Annotated in this window: 15 protein-coding genes; 5 read left to right on the top strand and 10 right to left on the bottom strand. The window is 65.0% G+C overall.

Features of this window, described 5'->3' with window-relative positions:
- Positions 1-51 precede the first annotated feature (51 nt).
- From ACQ4W4_RS10445 to ACQ4W4_RS10435, 3 genes are read right to left on the bottom strand one after another with little or no spacing between them, the layout of a single operon-like run.
- Positions 52-1,563 (bottom strand): SpoVR family protein, encoded by a 1,512-nt coding sequence (locus ACQ4W4_RS10445; RefSeq protein WP_436541930.1) that lies wholly within the window; start codon positions 1,561-1,563, stop codon positions 52-54.
- The gene (locus ACQ4W4_RS10440; RefSeq protein ID WP_436541929.1) at positions 1,560-2,777 is read right to left on the bottom strand and encodes a DUF444 family protein; all 1,218 of its coding nucleotides are present in this window, start codon (positions 2,775-2,777) and stop codon (positions 1,560-1,562) included. The genes ACQ4W4_RS10445 and ACQ4W4_RS10440 overlap by 4 nt, the downstream gene beginning before the upstream one ends.
- Before the next feature lie 2 nt (positions 2,778-2,779).
- Positions 2,780-4,747 carry a serine protein kinase gene (locus ACQ4W4_RS10435; protein WP_436541928.1) on the bottom strand — a complete coding sequence of 656 codons (1,968 nt, stop codon included), beginning with the start codon at positions 4,745-4,747 and terminating at the stop codon, positions 2,780-2,782.
- A gap of 257 nt (positions 4,748-5,004) precedes the next feature.
- Between ACQ4W4_RS10435 and ACQ4W4_RS10430 the strand changes: the two genes are divergently transcribed.
- On the top strand, positions 5,005-6,183 hold the full coding sequence (locus ACQ4W4_RS10430; protein ID WP_436541927.1) for a chymotrypsin family serine protease: 1,179 nt from the start codon (positions 5,005-5,007) through the stop codon (positions 6,181-6,183).
- 149 nt (positions 6,184-6,332) lie between these two features.
- The gene (locus ACQ4W4_RS10425) at positions 6,333-6,665 is read left to right on the top strand and encodes a hypothetical protein (RefSeq protein ID WP_086136727.1); all 333 of its coding nucleotides are present in this window, start codon (positions 6,333-6,335) and stop codon (positions 6,663-6,665) included.
- A 79-nt stretch (positions 6,666-6,744) separates the two neighbouring features.
- On the opposite strand, the gene ACQ4W4_RS10420 is transcribed toward ACQ4W4_RS10425, so the two are convergent.
- From ACQ4W4_RS10420 to ACQ4W4_RS10390, 7 genes are all read right to left on the bottom strand, one after another.
- Positions 6,745-8,181 (bottom strand): catalase, encoded by a 1,437-nt coding sequence (locus ACQ4W4_RS10420; protein ID WP_436541926.1) that lies wholly within the window; start codon positions 8,179-8,181, stop codon positions 6,745-6,747.
- Positions 8,182-8,464: 283 nt separating this feature from the next.
- A complete protein-coding gene (locus ACQ4W4_RS10415) occupies positions 8,465-9,157 on the bottom strand; it encodes a tetratricopeptide repeat protein (RefSeq protein WP_436541925.1) in 693 nt (230 codons plus the stop codon).
- Positions 9,158-9,213: 56 nt separating this feature from the next.
- Complete coding sequence (locus ACQ4W4_RS10410) at positions 9,214-11,310, bottom strand: bifunctional 2',3'-cyclic-nucleotide 2'-phosphodiesterase/3'-nucleotidase (RefSeq protein ID WP_436541924.1); 2,097 nt, start codon at positions 11,308-11,310, stop codon at positions 9,214-9,216.
- An 83-nt stretch (positions 11,311-11,393) separates the two neighbouring features.
- Entirely contained in the window at positions 11,394-11,858 is a 465-nt protein-coding gene (locus tag ACQ4W4_RS10405; protein ID WP_436541923.1) for a TlpA family protein disulfide reductase, read from the bottom strand.
- Positions 11,855-12,322: a DUF3299 domain-containing protein gene (locus ACQ4W4_RS10400; RefSeq protein ID WP_436541922.1), complete on the bottom strand. Its 468-nt coding sequence runs from the start codon at positions 12,320-12,322 to the stop codon at positions 11,855-11,857. Before ACQ4W4_RS10400 ends, ACQ4W4_RS10405 begins: the two co-directional genes overlap by 4 nt.
- A 10-nt stretch (positions 12,323-12,332) precedes the next feature.
- Complete coding sequence (locus tag ACQ4W4_RS10395) at positions 12,333-13,520, bottom strand: ABC transporter permease (protein WP_436541921.1); 1,188 nt, start codon at positions 13,518-13,520, stop codon at positions 12,333-12,335.
- Complete coding sequence (locus ACQ4W4_RS10390) at positions 13,517-14,173, bottom strand: ABC transporter ATP-binding protein (protein ID WP_436541920.1); 657 nt, start codon at positions 14,171-14,173, stop codon at positions 13,517-13,519. The genes ACQ4W4_RS10395 and ACQ4W4_RS10390 overlap by 4 nt, the downstream gene beginning before the upstream one ends.
- 148 nt (positions 14,174-14,321) lie before the next feature.
- Between ACQ4W4_RS10390 and zigA the strand changes: the two genes are divergently transcribed.
- From zigA to ACQ4W4_RS10375, 3 genes are read left to right on the top strand one after another with little or no spacing between them, the layout of a single operon-like run.
- Entirely contained in the window at positions 14,322-15,548 is a 1,227-nt protein-coding gene (gene zigA, locus ACQ4W4_RS10385) for a zinc metallochaperone GTPase ZigA (RefSeq protein ID WP_436541919.1), read from the top strand.
- Positions 15,549-15,570: 22 nt separating this feature from the next.
- Complete coding sequence (locus ACQ4W4_RS10380) at positions 15,571-16,569, top strand: CobW family GTP-binding protein (protein ID WP_436541918.1); 999 nt, start codon at positions 15,571-15,573, stop codon at positions 16,567-16,569.
- Positions 16,566-17,354, top strand: a complete 789-nt coding sequence (locus ACQ4W4_RS10375) for a HoxN/HupN/NixA family nickel/cobalt transporter (RefSeq protein WP_436541917.1) — start codon at positions 16,566-16,568, stop codon at positions 17,352-17,354. Before ACQ4W4_RS10380 ends, ACQ4W4_RS10375 begins: the two co-directional genes overlap by 4 nt.
- Positions 17,355-17,393: the final 39 nt, after the last annotated feature.

Genomic DNA, 17,393 nt, shown 5'->3' with positions numbered 1-17,393 from the left:
TATACACAAGCTGGCCAGGTACACGCCGCTATCCGTCCGATCGCCGGCCTTTTAGCGTTGCACGGGCGGCGCTGTCGGCGTTGTTGATGACGCTGTCGGCGCGGGCGGTTCCGGCACGCCATCGGCCTTGCTGCGGAGAACCCGGGGCGTGCCGCGAAAATCGGCCGTATGCAGGGTGACGGGCCGGCGCCAGACGCGGGCGATGTACGCCAGCACCTGTTCCGCCCGCTCCAGGTCGAGGCCGCGCCCATCGCGCTGGTGATCATGGCGCAGCACCAGGCTGCCGTCGTCGTTGAGCAGGGTGACGGCGATGCACGGCGCGCCATAGTTGTATTTGGGCGCCAGGATGGCTTCGCGGATGGCCCGCAAGTCGCGGCTGGCCAGGCGGGTCTCGCCGTCGCGGCGGCTTTCGTGCACGAACAGGCCCAGGCGGTCAGCCAGTTCGCCGTCCAGATAATTGCGTATGAAGCTGCAGTCATCGTCATCGCGGCAAATCTGGCGCGCCCGCGCCAGTCCTTCGCGCTCGATGATGTGTTCCCACATGCAAAAACCCAGGTGATAGGGATTGACGGCCAGCGCCTGCTGATGCTCGCCCGCGTAAGGGCGCACCACGTCCGAATGGGACTTGATGGCGGACAGGTACAGGGCCGGCGGCAGGAAGCCGGCTTCTCGCAGCAGCCGCGCATGCCAGTACGAGGCCCAGCCTTCGTTCATGATCTGGCAGGCGTACACGGGATAAAAGTAAAACGACTCTTCGCGCACGGCCAGGAAAATGTCGCGTTCCCAGTCCGCCAGTTCCGGCCCATGTTGTGCGATAAACCATAGTAAATCGTATTCGGGCTGCGGCGGCAGGAGCGGGCGCTGCGCCAGCCTTGCCCGGGCCGCCTCATGCGCCGCCAGCGCGGCCGCTTCGCCGGGCAAGCGCCGATAGCGTTGCGCAAAAGGATCTTCCGTGCCGGCCCTGTCTTGCGTGCCGGCCACCCCGGCCGCCGCCGCTGCCGCCGCATACGGCGGCCGGTGCAGTTCGGCGTGCACGTCCACGTGCTGCTCGAGCGCCAGCGCCGCGTCGAGCACGGCTTCCACCTGCTCTTGTCCATGGCGTTGCAGCGCCAGTTCGAGACGCTGCGCCCGCGCCGCGCTTTGTTCCAGGATGTGCTGGCCCGCCATGGCGCCGAAACGCAGGAACAGGGCATTGCGGCTGGCAAAGTCGGCGTGGCCCAGCACGTGGGCTGTGACGAGGGTGTTTTCCGCCACGGAATTGTGCTCGGCCATGTAGGCATGGCAAGGGTCGCCGGGAAACATGACTTCGAACATATGCGAGTTGCCCATCTTTTGATGCACGAGCTGGTGGATGTAGCGCACGCCGAATGACCAATGGCGCATGCGCACGGGCAAGCCATAGATGGCGATCTCGGCCATGAAGCTGTCCGGCACCAGCTCGAACTCGACGGGGGCAAATTCCAGTCCCAATTTCCGCGCCAGCGCTTCGATGCGTGCCGCGTAGGCGTCCAGGCCGGCCATGTTTGCCGTGCCGCCATGGTGCTGGGCGTCATGCCGCGTCATGCCGCGTCCTCCGTATCGGCCGCCTCGTGCTGGAAAAAGGTGCGGATGGCCGCCCAGATATCGTCATTCCTGCTCAGTATGCTGCTGTGCAAGGGCAAGCCCCGGCGTTCCTGCTCGGCGCACAGGCTGTGCATTTCCGTTTCCAGGCTGCGCGGCACGCCGGGCACGGTTTCCACATAGCCCATGTAATTGAGCAAGGCGGCCAGTTCACCCAGGACCAGGCTGGCCGCCGCCCGGTCTTCGCTGAAATTTTCGCCATCGGAGGCATAGAACAGGTAGCCGTTGTAGCGGCCCGGTGCATAGTGTTCCTGTAGCAGTTCGCGGCTCAGGCGAAAGGCGGTGGACGCCATGGTGCCGCCCATGCCATTGACCTGGAAGAAATCGGCTTCGGAAAATTCCCAGGCCCGCGTCGTATGGGCAATAAAGCGCGTTTCCACGCGCGCATACCTGCGGCGCAAGCCCTGCAAGGCAAAGAAAAAGAAGGATTTGGCCAGCTTGCGCTCGGCCTGCGCCATGCTGGCCGACACGTCCAGCACGAAAAACACGACGGCGTTCGTGCTGGGCCGGGGCTGAGGCAGCACTTGGCGGTATCGCAAGTCCTCATTGGTGAAGGGCACGGGCTGCGTTTGCAGCGCGCGCCGCTTGATCGCTTCCTTGACGGTGCGCCGGCGGTCAAGGCGCGACCGGGCGCCATGACGGTCCAGTCCGCTACGCACGAGCTGTACCTCGTCGATCGGCCCCACGTGGCGTGGCTTCAGGTGCGGCAGCTCGAAGGCGTCCCACAGCCAGTCGAGAATATCGTCGATGGGAAACTCCAGCAGCAGGCGCACGGCGCCCTCGCCATCGCCGCCTTCGCCTTGCGTTCCCGCCCCGCCCGTGGCGGCAGGGTCGGCCGCGCGCAGGATATCGCCGGGCTGGCCGTCGCCCTGGCCCGCGCCCATGCTGTTGCGCGCCGGCGCCAGACGGAAACGCGCATGTTCGAGCAGGCGCATGGGTACTTGCACCGTGCGCTGCTGCGGCCCGCCGATCAGGTCAGGCGTGGCGATCAGCTCGGGCAAGTGCGCCTGCACGGCGTCGCGCACTTTCTGGTTGTGGCGCAGCCAGTCGCGCGCGCCGCGCGAGAACAGCCCGTACCACGGCTGGGCCAGGTCGGGCGCGGTTGCTCCCGCAGGACCATCCTGCTTGCCCTTGCCTGGCGAGATGGTGGCGGACATGGCTATTCCTGCGCCAGCAAGGTAGTCACGTAGTTGAGCGCTTCGCGCGCGCTGTGGGCGTCGTAGCCGTATTCGTCGACCAGGCGCTGTTCGACGGCGGAAATCCTGGCCCGCACGTCGTCATCGGGGCGCTTGGCTGAACCCACCAGACGCAGCACGTCGCGCCGCTGCTCGAACAGATATTGCTGGATGGCGTCGTGCAGTTGCGCATGGCTGCCCAGGCCGAACGCCTCGCCCCGCTTGAAGGCGCTCATGGCCTTGCGCACCACTTCTTGGCGGAACGACTGCTTGCCCGAGTCGCTGATGTGGATTTTTTCTTCCACGGCGCGCAGGAAACGTTCGTCGGGACGGCGTTCTTCGCTGGTGATGGGGTCGCGGATCTGGCGGTTGTCGAGCATGGCTTCGACTTCATCGAGATATTTGTTCAGCAAGTCGTGCGCTTCCTGCTCGAATGACACGAACAAGGCCTTGTGCACGTCGGCCTTGACCCAGCGGTTATAGAAATCCTTGCGCGTGAGCACCAGGTAATCGACCCACTTGCGCTTGCGCCGCGGTTCGATGCGCGCATCGCTTTCGATGCCGTCTTTCAGGGCCAGCAGCACGTCCATGGTGGACAGGCTGTTGCGCTGGGCGGAAATGATGGCGTGCGACAGGGCATTGATGACGAAACGGGGCGACACGCCCGCCAGGCCTTCGTCGGGCGCCTTGTCGCGCTCGCGCAGGCGGCGGATATCGGCATGCTGCAAGTCGTCGACGTCTTCGTCGGCGTATACGCGCAGTTTCTTGACCAGCTCGGCTTCCTTGTCGTCGCCCTCGGGCAAGCGGCTCAGGATGGCAAACACGGCCGCCGCATGCAGCACATGCGGATCGAGGTGCACGTCGCGGAAGGCGGGTGCTGCCGCCTGGATCAACTTGCGGTAAATGCGTGCTTCTTCGCGGTAATTGAGCGTATACGGCACTTGCACGATGACCATGCGGTCGAGCAGGGCCTCGTTTTCGCTTTCTTGCATGAACTTGCGAAATTCCGCCAGATTCGTGTGCGCGACGATGGTTTCATCGAGGTAAATCAGGGGGAAGCGCGACACCTTGACATTCTTTTCCTGCGTCAATGTCAGCAGCAGGTAGAGAAATTCCCGCTTGACCTTGAGGATTTCGATCATTTCGAGCATGCCGCGGCTGGCCGCATACACGGCGCCGGACCACGACCAGGCGCGCGGATCGCCTTCGTCGCCGTACTGCACCACTTTCGACAGGTCGACGGAACCGACCAGGTCGGCCAGGTCGGCCGTGGTGGGATCGTGCGGCGCATACGTGCCGATGCCGCAGCGGCCCGCCTCGGACAGGTGGATGCGCTCGACAGGCATGCGCAGGAAGTCGCCCCCATACTGTTCTTCCAGGCGGGCGCGGCAATGGGGACACGGTTCGCCGTGCAGCTCGGCATCATAGCTGGCGCGAAAGTCGGCGCGCATGCTGTGCGGCACCAGATGCAGCGGCGATTCGTGCACGGGACAGCCGGCGATGCCATATAGCGCGCCTTCGCTGCTGTGGCTGTATTCTTCCAGCCCCCGCTTGAGCAGGATCACCATGGTCGACTTGCCGCCCGATGGCGGGCCCAGCAGCAACAGCATGCGCCGGCCCACCTCGGAGCCGGCGGCGGCCGCCTTGAAGTAGGCGGCGACCCGGTCGATCGCCTCGTCGATGCCGAACAGCTCGTCGTCGAACAGGCGGCAGCGGAAGCGCCCGCTGTCGTCGGTCTGGCCGTTCCAGCGCATCATGTCCCACAGATACTGGTGCGCGCTGCGCGTCAGCAGGCCCGCGCGGCCGGGCAGGATTTGCTCGATGAAGTCGGCAAAACTGCCACGCCAGGGACTGATGCGGTGTTTTTCCGCCCAGGCCGCCATGCCCTGCACAAAACCCGCATGCTGGCCTTGCTCGCCCGCAGGCGCGTCGTCATCGGATTGGCGTGGCATACCAGGACTCTTCATTATTTCCCCATCCATACCGTTGCTGCCGTGTGCAGGCCCAGTTCCAGCCTGCCAGTCAAGTATACGGCCCTGCCTCTGCCCGCACGACTGATCTCGCTCAACCTTGACGAGGGAACTATTTTTATCCTCGCTGCGCCCATTTAAGACAGGGCAGCCCTGCCTCAGCGCCGTTCAATCCAGATCAATACCGGCCCGCACGGCACGTCCACACTGATCTTGCGACGACCCACGAGGAGAACATAATGATAGGTAACGAGAATGGTTTCAGCGCTCCGCCTGGCGGCAGCGGCAGGGGACAAAGTGCGGACGATGAAGAGGCCGTCGGCCAATTTTCCGTGCCCGGCGAAGACGACAATACGATCGAGAGCGCGTCCGTCTCGGAGGTGCCCGACGCCCTGAGCGGCGTCAGCATGGAACTGCTGGAAATCAAGCGCAGCATCGAAGACGGCATGCGCCAGGGTATTTCCCAGGCGGGCGGCGCGCGGGCGGCCGACGCCTTCAGCGACGGCGGCAATATCCAGGGCGTGTCCATCGGACTGGGCGAGGGCGCCAGCGACAGTTCGTCCGGCGAGCCGGGCATGCCCGCCCTGACCCTGTACGTGGCCGAACCCACTTCCGTCGACCGCGCCAAGGCCGCCATCGTTGGGGCCATGGGCGTGCGCGCCGTGGCCAGCGACAAAGTGCCCGTCAACATCGTCGTCACTGGCGTGATCGACGCGCAGCCCCACCGTTTCCGCTTGCGGCCGGCGCCGGGCGGGGTGTCGGTCGGGCATTTCCGCATCACGGCCGGCACCATCGGCTGCCTGGCCGTGGGCCGCAGCGCGCCGCGTAACAGCCGCCTGATGATCCTTAGCAATAATCACGTGCTGGCCAATTCCAACGGCGGCGTGTTCAACGACTGCATCGTGCAGCCTGGTCCCATCGACGGGGGACGTTGTCCGCAAGACCAGGTGGCCGTGCTCGAACGCTTCGTGCCCATCAATTTCAGCGGCGGCGTCAATTTTGTCGATTGCGCCACCGGCTGGGCCTGGCCAGACCGGGTGCGTCCCGAACTGGTCTACCTGAACGGCGGCGTGCCCGCCTACTTCCGTATCAGCAATGCGCTGGTGGCACCCGCGCTGGGCATGATGGTCGGCAAGTCCGGCCGCACGACGCAATTGACGCAGGGCCGCATCACGGGCCTGGGCGCCACCATCAACGTCAATTACGGCGGCGGCAGGATCGCGCTGTTCCAGGACCAGATCGCCATCACGGGCGTGAGCGGGGCATTCAGCGCGGGCGGCGATTCCGGCTCGTCCATCTGGACCTGGAACCAGCAGCGCAATCCCGTCGGCCTTCTGTTTGCCGGCGGCAATAACATCACGTTTGCCAACCAGATGCGGCGGGTCGTGGTGGCGCTCGACATCAATTTGTACACTTGAGCACGCTGCCAGGCGCCGCCTTGCATAACGCTGCTTTTTGCACGATGATGATTGTATGAGAGGCCGCAGCCATGCATGGTTGTGCCCGGCGAACGGCGCCGCAGCGCCGGATGGCCGCGTGTATCATGGAATGCCTCAGGAGGGTTGTCATGTCAAACAGTAAATTCGTACCATCGCCATATGCCGTCTTCGAAGACGCTGCCATGCCGTACTTACCGGATGAGATTCCTGGACAGGGCATGGGGCAGTACACCCCGGCCGCGCCCCAGGGGCGCCTGGAAGCGGCAAAGCGGCGCAACGAGCGGGCGCTGATGGCCATCGACGGCGTGGAAGGCGTCAGCGTGGGGCACACGGCCGTGGGCAAGGACGCGCTCGTCGTGTATTTGCGCGACTCGTCCGTCAAGCGGCGCGTGCCGTCGCAGGTCGAGGGCTATCCGGTGGAAACGAGCATCACTGGCCAGATCGATATCCAGCGCTGGTAGGCCGGCAGGCCTGGCCGCCTTGCCGCTGACGTGGCGACGGAAGGCTTGTTGCCAAGCCTTCCGGGTCCTTGCTGCTGCCTTATTTGTTCAGGCGGGCTATCGCTTCGGCCACGCCCGCGCCATAGGCGGGGTCGCACAGCGTGCAATTGCCGATGTGGCGTTGCTTGACTTGCTCCGAGGCGCCAGCAATGGCGCGCGCCGTGTTGTCGAACAAGGCTTGCTGCTGCTGCGCCGTCATCAGGCGGAACAGGGCGCGCGGCTGCGAATAGTAATCCTCGTCGACCCTGTGGTTCCAGTGGTCGGCCGCGCCCTCGATGCTCAGCGGCGGCTCGCGGAAATCAGGCTGCTCGGCCCATTCCTGCTCGCTGTTCGGCTCATAGCCCAGGGTCCCGCCCTGGTTGCCGTCGACGCGCATCTGGCCGTCGCGGTGGTAGCTGTGGAACGGGCATTTCGGCGCGTTGACGGGGATGTGGCTGTGGTTGACGCCGAGGCGGTAGCGTTGCGCGTCGCCATACGAGAACAGGCGGCCTTGCAGCATCTTGTCCGGTGAAAAGCTGATGCCTGGCACCACGTTGGCCGGATTGAAGGCCGCTTGCTCCACTTCCGCGAAATGGTTGTCCGCATTGCGGTTCAGTTCCAGCACGCCCACTTCGATCAGCGGATAGTCGCCGTGCGGCCACACTTTCGACAGGTCAAACGGGTTGAGGTGATACGTGCCTGCCTCTTTTTCCGGCATGATCTGCACGTACAGGGTCCAGCGGGGGAAATCCTTGTTTTCGATGCTCTCGTACAGGTCGCGGTGCGAGCTTTCGCGGTCCTTGCCGACCAGCGCCTCGGCTTCGGCATCCGTCAGGTTCTGGATGCCTTGCTGGGTTTTAAAGGTGAACTTGACCCAGAAACGCTCGTTTTGCGCATTCAGGAAGCTGAAGGTATGGCTGCCGAAGCCATGCATGTGGCGGAAGCTGCGCGGCAAACCCCGGTCGCTCATCACCACCGTCACCTGGTGCAGGGCTTCGGGCAGCGAGGTCCAGAAATCCCAGTTGCTGTTGGCGCTGCGCAAACCCGTACGCGGGTCGCGCTTGATGGCGTGATTCAGATCGGGGAATTTCAGCGGGTCGCGCATGAAGAAGACGGGCGTGTTGTTGCCGACCAGGTCCCAGTTGCCTTCTTCCGTGTAGAACTTCAGGGCGAAGCCGCGGATGTCGCGTTCCGCATCGGCTGCGCCCCGTTCGCCGGCCACCGTGGAAAAGCGCGCGAACATCGGCGTTTGCTTGCCCACTTCGCCAAAGATTTTCGCCCGCGTGTAGCGCGTGATGTCGTGCGTGACGGTAAACGTGCCGTGCGCGCCGGAACCCTTGGCATGCATGCGGCGCTCGGGAATCACTTCGCGGTCGAAGTGCGCCAGTTTTTCCAGGAACCACACATCTTGCAGCAAGGCGGGGCCGCGCGGGCCGGCCGTCTGGATATTCTGGTTGTCGACTACGGGCGCGCCAAAGGCGGTGGTCAGCTTTTTCATTGGACTCTTTCTTTCATGGCTAGGCAGAGCAATGGACGCACCGGCGCTACTCAAACACTGGCTGGGCTGAATGCACACTCACCGGGGCTGGTCCAGAGTAAAATTTCTAAAATGCAAACCAGTGTAAACTTTTTTTGTGCGGGATGGCTTGCCACGCCGCCCGAGCTAGCTCAGCCGGCGTACTTGCATCATAAGCGCTGAACGGTTGCCGCTCCCGCACGCTTGCAAGTTGCCAGTATATAAAGGCAGACTACGGTCACGCCACTGGCCTTTTGCCCAGTTCTTAAAACTTGTTCCAGTTGTTATGCCGGTGCTCCGTCGCTTCCTTCATCAGGTGGCCGGCGCGCAAGGCGTCATCGGCTTGCACGGTCATGGCCAGCTCCTGGATGGCGGGCGGGTATTCGTGGTGGGCTGCTTCTTCCAGCAACTCACGGCCCTTGGCAAGGTCGCGCGGCACGCCGCGGCCTTCGCGGTAGGCGTTGTACAGCAGGAACATGGCGTGCGGATTGCCCAGTTCGCTCGATTTTTCCAGCCAGCGCGCGGCTTCGGCCTGATCTTTCGGCACGCCTTCGCCATTCGCCGCCAGCAAGCCCAGCATCAATGCCGCCTTCGCATGGCCTTGCTGCGCCGCCTGCCGGTACCACAGCCAGGCCTGGGCCGGCGTGGCCGCGCGCAGCATCTGGCCCAGCTCGAATGCCGCTTCCGTGTCGCCGGCGCGGGCCGCCTGTTCGAACAGGCTTAACGCTTCGGCGCGGCGTTCGGGACGGGGCTGGTAAATCAGCGCCAGTTCGCGCTCGGCGACGGGCATGTCCTTGCCGGCCCAGCTGCGTACCTTGCGTTCGGCCTGGTGGTCGCCCGCCTGGCGCGCATGCATGGCGACGGCTTCGATTTCCACCGCCGTGGGCGGCGGCGATGCCTGGCAGGCGGCCAGGACGGCTGCCAGCACGACGGCGGGCAGGGAGAGTGCGTGTTTCATTGGGATCTCCTTTCATCAAGACAGGCCGGAACGGCGCTTGTTCCGGCCCATGGACCTTATTTGCTCAGGTCGATGCGGTACTTGGCGAAACCGCTGGCGTCGAGACCGCCTTCGGCCGCCACGCTGGCGATGCCGCTGCCTTGCGCCAGCGCCAGGTGGCCCGGCGCCGAGCGCAGGATCACGGGACCGGCCGTGGCCGTCTTGACGAAGCTCCAGCTGCGCGCGCTGCCATTGGCCGCCAGGGTCACCTTGCCGCCCTTGGTGCTGAGGGAGGCCAGGTAATTGCTGACCACGGCCTGGCTCGCATCGGGCGACTTGATGATGGTCTTGCTGCCATCGATGCCCGGCACGGCGCCGCCGCCACCGGCGCGGTAATCGTTGGTGGCGACGATGAAATCATCGCCGTCGGCCACGGGCGCGCCCTTGTACGTGAGGTTGACGATGCGGCTGCCCGGTTTCTTCGTCACGTCGATCTGGTACGTGAGCGCATTGTTTTCCGCGTAGAACACGTCATAGTTATAGATCGTGCCATACGACGGCACCAGGTCTTGCTCGGCCGTGGCGCTCGGGTCGATCTGGGCGAATTGCTTGGCCGACGTTTCCAGCCACGCCTTCAAGTCCGCGCCCTTGATTTTCACGGCTTGCAGGTTGTTGTTGCTATATAAATACAGGTCGCCCGGGTTGCGCACTTGCAAGCCGACTGGCGCGGCCGGCGTCGCGCCCGCGGCCACGTCCGTGAAGTCCGATGGTCCGTTGCGGCCCGCCTTGAACGGCGCGCTGCACGAGATGACGGGGATATTCTTGTAGCTGGACAAGGTGGCATCCGTGCTGGTGGCGATGAAGTTTTTCACGTAATCGAGCTGGGCCTGGTTCACCAGCTGGATGGCGCTCACGTCGCCCACCAGCGCGAAATAGGCCGACATTTCGAAATCCGTGCTGATGCCCAGCGGCTGCTTGGCGTAGGCGATGGTGGCCGCGTGTTCGGTCGCGACCAGCGGCGCGATGGCCGGGTCGGCTTTCACGAGGGTAGTGCCATCCGTGTACTTGAAGCCGCGCGATTCCACCGTCGTCTTGGCCGGCTGCACCACCCATTTTCCGGCCTGGTACACCATCGTCAGCTTGATGATGCCCAGGCGGCGGCCCCAGCTTTGCGCCATGACGGTGGGCACGCCGTTCACAAAGCCGTTGACGGCGTCGACCTTCGCGCTGGCTGGGAAGGCGGCAAACGAGGCGTCCAGCGCGGCCGCGCCCGTCTCTTTGCCTTTCGGGAAGATCAAATGCGAGTGGCCGATCATCAGCGCGTCGATGCCCGTGCTGGTCAGGTGATAGCTGCCGTTTTCCATCTTCGGGCTGTAGGCGCTCGTGTCCAGGCCGCCATGCGACAGGGCCACGACGAGGTCGGCGCCCTTGTTGCGCAATTCCGGCACGTACTGTTTCGCCGCTTCCTGCACGCCCGTCACGCTGACCTTGCCAGCGAGCACTTTCTGATCCCATTCGAGGATTTGCGGCGGCACAAAGCTCAGCACGCCCACATTGATTTTGACGGTCAGCTTGCTGCCGTCGGGCGCCGTGGCGGCGAAATCGCGCGGCAGCAGGGCGTAGGGCTGGAAAATCGGCTTGCCGCTGGACACGCCGACGACATTGCTCAGCACGGAAGGGAAGGCGGGCGCGCCGCAGGTGCCCGTCGGCTTGGCCACGCCGGGAATGCCGAAATCCGTGTTGGTGATCTGACTCAGGTAAGGCAAGCCATAGTTGAATTCGTGGTTGCCCATGCCGCCCGCGTCGTATTTCAGCGCGTTCATGGCCTTGTGCACGGCCAAGGTACCGGAGCAGGGGACGGGCGCGGCCACGGCCTGCAGGTCGGCGAGTAAAGTGCCCTGGATGACGTCACCATCGTCGAGCAAGACGTTGTTCGGATTTTCCGCGCGCGCCGCCTGGATCAGGGTCGAGGTGCGCTCCAGGCCCAGGCTCGTGTCTTCGGCCAGCGCGTAATAGTTGTAGCTCAAGACGTTCGAGTGGATATCGGTGGTTTCCAGCAATGCCACGGTGACCGTCGTGCCTTCGGGAATGGCTGGCGCCGTATTCGAACTGCCGTTGCAACCGACGAGACCCGCACTTGCCAGCGCCGCCAGCATGACCCAATTTGTTTTCATTACCGCCCTCGGAAAGATTCAAAGGACGCGACTGTAACGCCGCCATATGACGGCGCGATGACAGCCGTGCAAGGCGCATGGATTCAGGGGCGCGCGCAAGCGGCCACGGCCTTGGCCAGCCAGTCCGCATCGATGGCCCCCAGGCGCTGGGTGCAGATCCGATGTTGAGAATTCACAATCACTGTGTACGGCAAGCCCTTGATTCGATTGCCAAAGGTGGGCGGCATGGCGGGCGAAGCCAGGGCCTGGGGATAGCTGGCCGGGTAGCGCCGCAGGAATGCCTGTGCGGCCGCCCGCGTGTCGATGGCGATGCCGATGAAGGCGTGCTTGGTCTGGCGGGCGGCGTAGGCATTCAATATCGGCAACTCCTGGATGCAGGGCGGGCAGTTGCTGGCCCAGAAGTTCAGCACCACAGGCTGCCCCGCGAACTGGCTGAGCTTCAGCCGGCCATCACCATCGAGGCGGGGCAAGTCGAACGCCGGCGGCGCGGCGTGTGCATGGCCGGCGAGCGCCAGCAGCAGTAGCGGCAGTGCGGGCCAGCGCGTCATGGCGTCACCACGGCCGCATCCGTCATGCGGTAATACAGGCCCATGGGGTCGCTGGCCAGCACTTTCAGTTTGCCCTGTACGATGAAGGGCGCATAGCTGAATTTCACGGGGGTGCGGCTCTTGATCTCCACCACGCCTTCCGGACCGGCCGGCAGGCAGTACGGGCAACTGGCCGAGGTGACGGTCAGCAGGAAGTGTTTCTGCTTCTGCCCCGGTTCCAAAGGCATCATGAAACCTTGCACTTTCACGTTCGTATTGTCGAGCGCGCTGATTTCCGGCGTGTACTTCGGCACCATGCGGCCCTTTTTCGCCTTCACCGTGGTGGCCTGGCCCAGCAGTTTCCACGACACCACGCCCGGCACGTCCGTCAAGGGGGCGAAGAACGACGGCGGTTCGTCGGCTGGCGCCGCTGCGGCAATGCCAGCCAGCAGCAGGCAGGCGCATAAGGCTATGATTTTCAACATCTTTTTCCTTTCAGGGGCGCGCCAGGGTGGCGGCGATATCGGTGCGGTAGGCGCGCAGGGCGGGAAGGCCTGCGGCCAGCAAGCCCACCGCCGCGGCGATGACGGGCAGCCACGCTTCCTCGGGCGCGATGCGCCAGACTTGCAAGTCCAGGTCCTGCAGCGATTCGTGCCAGCCCAGCAGACCGACGGCCGCATGGCCCAGCAGCCAGCCCAGTGCCGCGCCCGTCAATGACAGCAGCAAGCCTTGCGCCAGCAGCAGGCGCAGCAGTTTCGCGGGCGAAGCGCCCAGGGTGCGCAGGATGGCCAGGTCCCACTTGCGCTCTTCCAGCGCGCCGTAGAGCGCCACGAACAGGGAAAGGGCCGCCACCAGCAGCACGCCGGCGGCGATCGCCCGCAGCACATCGATGCCCACGCCCAAGAGATTGAACAGCCGTGCCGCCTCGAAAGCAGGCTGGGCCGCCTGCAGCCGCGGCTGACCATTCACCCAGCGCGGCAGGCTGACGGTGGCCAGGGGCGAAGCGTATTGCACCAGCACGGCCGTCAGTTCGCGCCCGGGCGCTGCGGCGGCTGGTTCATCGGGGTCCGTTTCGTGCACTTGCCACACGGAAGCGACGGGCGTGACGATCAGCCGGTCCAGCACCGTGCCCGTCGGCGCCAGGATGCCCGTCACCGTGTACGGCGCATGCGCGTGCAGTTCGCCGCCGGCCGCCAGTCCATGCGAGCCGGCAAAGCGGGCGCCGAGTGTCGCGCCCGTTTCGCGGGCGGCCCGGGCGCCGAACACGGCTTGCATCGGTTGCGTGAAGAACTGGCCTTGCGCCAGGCGCGCGCCGTAATGGGCGGGCAGCGCCGGGGTGCTGCCGACGATGCGGAAACCGTGGAAATTGTCGCCCAGCGCAAGGGGGATCGCCGATTGCACCAGCGGCTGCGCGGCCAGCGTCGCCAGCGTGCTGGCGGGGATGTTGCCGGTCGGAATATCCGCGTGATACACGGACGACAGGATCAGCTGCAGGGGCGAGCCTTTCGCGCCGACCACGAGGTCGATCCCTTGCGCATCGCGCTCCGCGCGCTCTTCCAGCTGGGCGGAGACGCCGAGTATGAACGTCATCATGGCGATGCCGATGGCGACCAGCAGCAGGTTCAGGCTGGAGGCCAGCGGCTTGTGGCGCAGGGCGCGCCAGGTGAGTGTCGCCGCGTTCATGCCGCCAGCCTCGCGCGGGGCAGGCGCAGCACGGCCGCGTGGGGCAAGGCGGCCAGCACGCGTGCGTCGTGGCTGGCGATCACCAGCGAGGCACCGGCTTGCGCCGCCTGTCTGGCCAGCAGCTGCACGACGGTGGCGCAGGCGTCGTCGTCGAGGTTGGCCGTCGGCTCGTCGGCCAGTATCAGTTGCGGGCGCATGACGACGGTGCGCGCGATGGCGGCCCGCTGCCGCTGGCCGCCGCTCAAGACATGCGGATAGGCATCGAGCTTGTCCGCCAGGCCCAGCTGGCCCAGCAGGCTGGCCGCGCGGGCCGGATCGGGCCGCTGGCCGCTGGCGTAGGCGGGCAGCAAGATATTATCGAGCACGTTCAAGCTGGGCACCAGCGCCAGTTGCTGGGGCAATAAGCCGACGGCGCGGCCGCGCCAGCTGTCGCGCTGGCGCGGGGTGAGGCCGGGCAGGGACGTGCCCGCCACTTCGAGACGGCCGGCCTGGGGCGCCAGGATGCCGGCCAGCAAATGCAGTAAGGTCGATTTGCCGGAGCCGGACGGCCCCAGCAGCAGCGCGTGCTGTCCGATGGGCAAGTGAAAGGCGGCGATGTCCAGCACGGGGCGGGCGCTGTCATAGCCGTAGGTCAGTGAGTCGAGGTGGAGCATGGAATTCTTTCGGAAAGCTGGCCGGCTGGCAAAGATTGCCGCACAAATGCAACTGAGCTGCATTATAATTCAAACGCAATCGACTTGCATTTAAAATGCAACCGTCCATGGCCTCCATCAATCGACCCCACTCCGAAGGATTTCCAGCATGTCCCAGCGCAAACTCCCCGTCACCGTCCTGTCCGGCTTTCTCGGTGCCGGCAAGACCACCTTGCTCAACCACATACTGCGCAACCGCGAAGGCAAGCGCGTGGCCGTCATCGTCAACGACATGAGCGAAGTCAATATCGACGCTTCGCTTGTCAGGGATGGCGCGGAGGCGGCCGGCGCGGCGCTGTCGCGCACGGAAGAAAAACTCGTGGAAATGTCCAACGGCTGCATCTGCTGCACCCTGCGCGACGATCTGTTGCTGGAAGTGCGGCGCCTGGCCGCGGAAGACCGCTTCGACTATCTGTTGATCGAATCGACGGGCGTGGGCGAGCCGATGCCCGTGGCCGCCACTTTCGACTTCGAGGATGAGCACGGCGACAGCCTGAACGACGTGGCGCGCATCGACTGCATGGTCACCGTCGTCGACTGCGCCAACCTGCTGGCCGATTTTCATAGCGAGGACAGCCTGGAGCAGCGGGGAGAAACGGCGGGCGAGGGCGATGACCGCCAGCTGGCCAATCTGCTGACGGAACAGATCGAGTTTGCCAACGTCATTGTCCTCAACAAGGTCGACATGGTCGATACGGCCCAGCGCCTGCGCGTGCTGGCCATCGTAAAAGCCCTCAATCCCGGCGCGCGCATCATCGAAACCAACCAGTCCGTCGTGCCGCTCGACGCCATCCTCGGTACGAACTTGTTCGACCTGGAGCAGGCGGCCAGCATGCCGGGCTGGGCCCGGGAACTGGCCGGCGTGCACGTGCCGGAGACGGAAACATACGGTATCGGCAGCTTCGTCTACCGGGCCAGGGAACCGTTCCACGCGCAGCGCCTGCATGACTATATTTCGCAGCCGATACCGGGCGTGGTGCGCAGCAAGGGATATTTTTGGCTGGCCAGCCGGCCCGAGTGGGTGGCCAGCCTGTCCGGCGCGGGCAAGCTGATGAATATCGAGCCCGTGGGCCTGTGGTGGGCGTCCGTGCCGAAGGAGCGCTGGCCCACGGACGCGGCCTCGCTGGCGGAAGTCAAAGCGGGCTGGAGCGAGCCATATGGCGACCGCTACCAGGAGCTCGTCTTCATCGGACAGGACATGGACCAGGCCGCCATCGAGGCGGACTTGAAGAAATGCCAACTCAACACCACGGAAACGCGCCAGGGCATGGCCACCTGGCGCAAGCTGCCCGACCCGTTTCCGCAGTGGCAGCGCATGGAAGAACTGGAAGATTAACCTTGAACAGAAAGCACACCCCATGACAGAACTGATCCCCGTCACCATCATCACGGGTTTTCTCGGCAGCGGGAAAACCACCTTGCTCAAGCGCATATTGCAGGGCGATCACGGCGTGCGCATCGCGGTGATCGAAAACGAGTTTGCCGCCGAAAGCATCGACCATGGCTTGCTGGTGCAGGACAGCGACGAGCAGATCGTGGAAATGAACAATGGCTGCATCTGCTGCAGCGTGCGCGGCGACCTGATCCGCATCCTGGGCGAGCTGCACGCCAAACGCGCGGCAGGGACGATCGCCTTCGATCATGTGATCATCGAAACGACGGGCCTGGCCGCGCCCGGTCCCGTGGCGCAAACCTTCTTTGCGGAACCGTCCGTCAGCGAGCACTACATGCTCGACGCGATCCTGACGGTGGTCGATGCGCGCCATGCGCAGCAGCAATTGACGGCGCACAAGGAGGCGCAGGAGCAGGTGGGCTTTGCCGACCGCATCCTGCTGTCGAAGACGGACCTGGTCGGCAAGGACGAACTGGCCGCGCTGCGCCAGCGGCTGGTCGCCATCAATGGCCGCGCGGGCATACAGAAAGTGCGCTTTGGCAATGTGCCCTTGCGCGACATCCTGAACATCCGCAGTTTCAATTTGAACGCGATCGTCGAGCTGGTGCCGGATTTCCTCGGAGAACTGGGGCACCGCCATGGCGACGGCGTGCAATCGTTCGTGTATCACCAGTCCCGGCCCCTCGATCTGCCGCAGGTGGAAAATTTTCTCGATGCCGTGGTGCAGCTGTTCGGCAGCCAGCTGATGCGCTACAAGGGCATTCTGTATGTGGCCGACCTGCCATGCCGCGCCGTCTTCCAGGGCGTGCACATGCTGATGGGCTCGGAACTGGGCGCGCCGTGGCGCGACGGGGAGACGCGGGGCAGCAAGATCATCTTCATCGGCCGCGACTTGCCGCAGGAGATGCTGATCCGGGGCCTTGACCGTTGCGTGGTGGCCAGTGCTACCGAGGTGGCGGCATGAGCGTGGAAGCGGGCTTGCCCGCCCTGGCGCTGATCTTTCTGCTTGGCATGCGCCATGGCCTGGAACCGGACCACCTGGCCGCCGTCGACGGCCTGACCCTGCGCAGCCAGTCCGCCTATCCGCGCTGGACGCCGTGGATGGGCGCGCTGTTTGCGCTGGGGCATGGCCTTACCGTGCTGGCCATCGTGGCCGTGGCCGCCGTGGCGTCGCGGCAATTGTCGCCATCGGAAACCGTGTTCGGCTGGCTGGAGTGGCTGCCCATCGCCTTGCTGCTGCTGATCGCCGCCCTGAATGCGCGCAGCTTGCTGGCCGGCGGGCAACTGGCCGAGGTGCGCGGCCGGCTGCTGCCACGCTGGCTGCGGGGCGCTTCCGGGCCGCTGGGCGCCATCCTCGTCGGCATGCTGTTCGCGCTCGTGTTCGACACGGCGCTGCAGGCCGCCGCCTGGGGTTACGCGGCCGTCGCGCTGGGCGGCATGGGGCCGGCCTTGCTCACGGGTACGGTGTTTGCCGTCGGCATGGGCGTGACGGATACCTTCGATGGCTGGGTCACGGCAAAGGTCATGCGCACCGGCCAGGCGGCTATCGTGCGCGCCTTCCGGCGCCGCCTGGGCTGGCCCATCGTCGCCATTTGCGTGGCCATGGCCGGCTACATGGCCGCTGGCAAGCTGGAACCGGCCTGGTCGCTGCCGGAAAGCTGGATGGCGGCGCTGGGCGCGGCCATGGTGCTGCTGATGGCGGCCCTGTACAGCTGGACCTTGCTGGGCTTGCGCCGCGTGCGTGCGTAAGGGAAGGGCGTGGGTATAATGGGAAAAAAACTGCCGAGT

The organism is Janthinobacterium glycogeni (assembly GCF_051380725.1).
GTDB lineage: Bacteria > Pseudomonadota > Gammaproteobacteria > Burkholderiales > Burkholderiaceae_D > Janthinobacterium.
The sequence above is the reverse complement of the archived record's forward strand: the minus strand, read 5'-3'. Positions and strand labels throughout refer to the sequence as shown.

Excerpts from the sequence above, each read along its gene's own strand:
- ACQ4W4_RS10445 (WP_436541930.1), bottom strand. The coding sequence starts at position 1,563 with ATGACGCGGCATGACGCCCAGCACCATGGCGGCACGGCAAACATGGCC.
- ACQ4W4_RS10440 (WP_436541929.1), bottom strand. The coding sequence starts at position 2,777 with ATGTCCGCCACCATCTCGCCAGGCAAGGGCAAGCAGGATGGTCCTGCG.
- ACQ4W4_RS10435 (WP_436541928.1), bottom strand. The coding sequence starts at position 4,747 with ATGCCACGCCAATCCGATGACGACGCGCCTGCGGGCGAGCAAGGCCAG.
- ACQ4W4_RS10430 (WP_436541927.1), top strand. The coding sequence starts at position 5,005 with ATGATAGGTAACGAGAATGGTTTCAGCGCTCCGCCTGGCGGCAGCGGC.
- ACQ4W4_RS10425 (WP_086136727.1), top strand. The coding sequence starts at position 6,333 with ATGTCAAACAGTAAATTCGTACCATCGCCATATGCCGTCTTCGAAGAC.
- ACQ4W4_RS10420 (WP_436541926.1), bottom strand. The coding sequence starts at position 8,181 with ATGAAAAAGCTGACCACCGCCTTTGGCGCGCCCGTAGTCGACAACCAG.
- ACQ4W4_RS10415 (WP_436541925.1), bottom strand. The coding sequence starts at position 9,157 with ATGAAACACGCACTCTCCCTGCCCGCCGTCGTGCTGGCAGCCGTCCTG.
- ACQ4W4_RS10410 (WP_436541924.1), bottom strand. The coding sequence starts at position 11,310 with ATGAAAACAAATTGGGTCATGCTGGCGGCGCTGGCAAGTGCGGGTCTC.
- ACQ4W4_RS10405 (WP_436541923.1), bottom strand. The coding sequence starts at position 11,858 with ATGACGCGCTGGCCCGCACTGCCGCTACTGCTGCTGGCGCTCGCCGGC.
- ACQ4W4_RS10400 (WP_436541922.1), bottom strand. The coding sequence starts at position 12,322 with ATGTTGAAAATCATAGCCTTATGCGCCTGCCTGCTGCTGGCTGGCATT.
- ACQ4W4_RS10395 (WP_436541921.1), bottom strand. The coding sequence starts at position 13,520 with ATGAACGCGGCGACACTCACCTGGCGCGCCCTGCGCCACAAGCCGCTG.
- ACQ4W4_RS10390 (WP_436541920.1), bottom strand. The coding sequence starts at position 14,173 with ATGCTCCACCTCGACTCACTGACCTACGGCTATGACAGCGCCCGCCCC.
- zigA (WP_436541919.1), top strand. The coding sequence starts at position 14,322 with ATGTCCCAGCGCAAACTCCCCGTCACCGTCCTGTCCGGCTTTCTCGGT.
- ACQ4W4_RS10380 (WP_436541918.1), top strand. The coding sequence starts at position 15,571 with ATGACAGAACTGATCCCCGTCACCATCATCACGGGTTTTCTCGGCAGC.
- ACQ4W4_RS10375 (WP_436541917.1), top strand. The coding sequence starts at position 16,566 with ATGAGCGTGGAAGCGGGCTTGCCCGCCCTGGCGCTGATCTTTCTGCTT.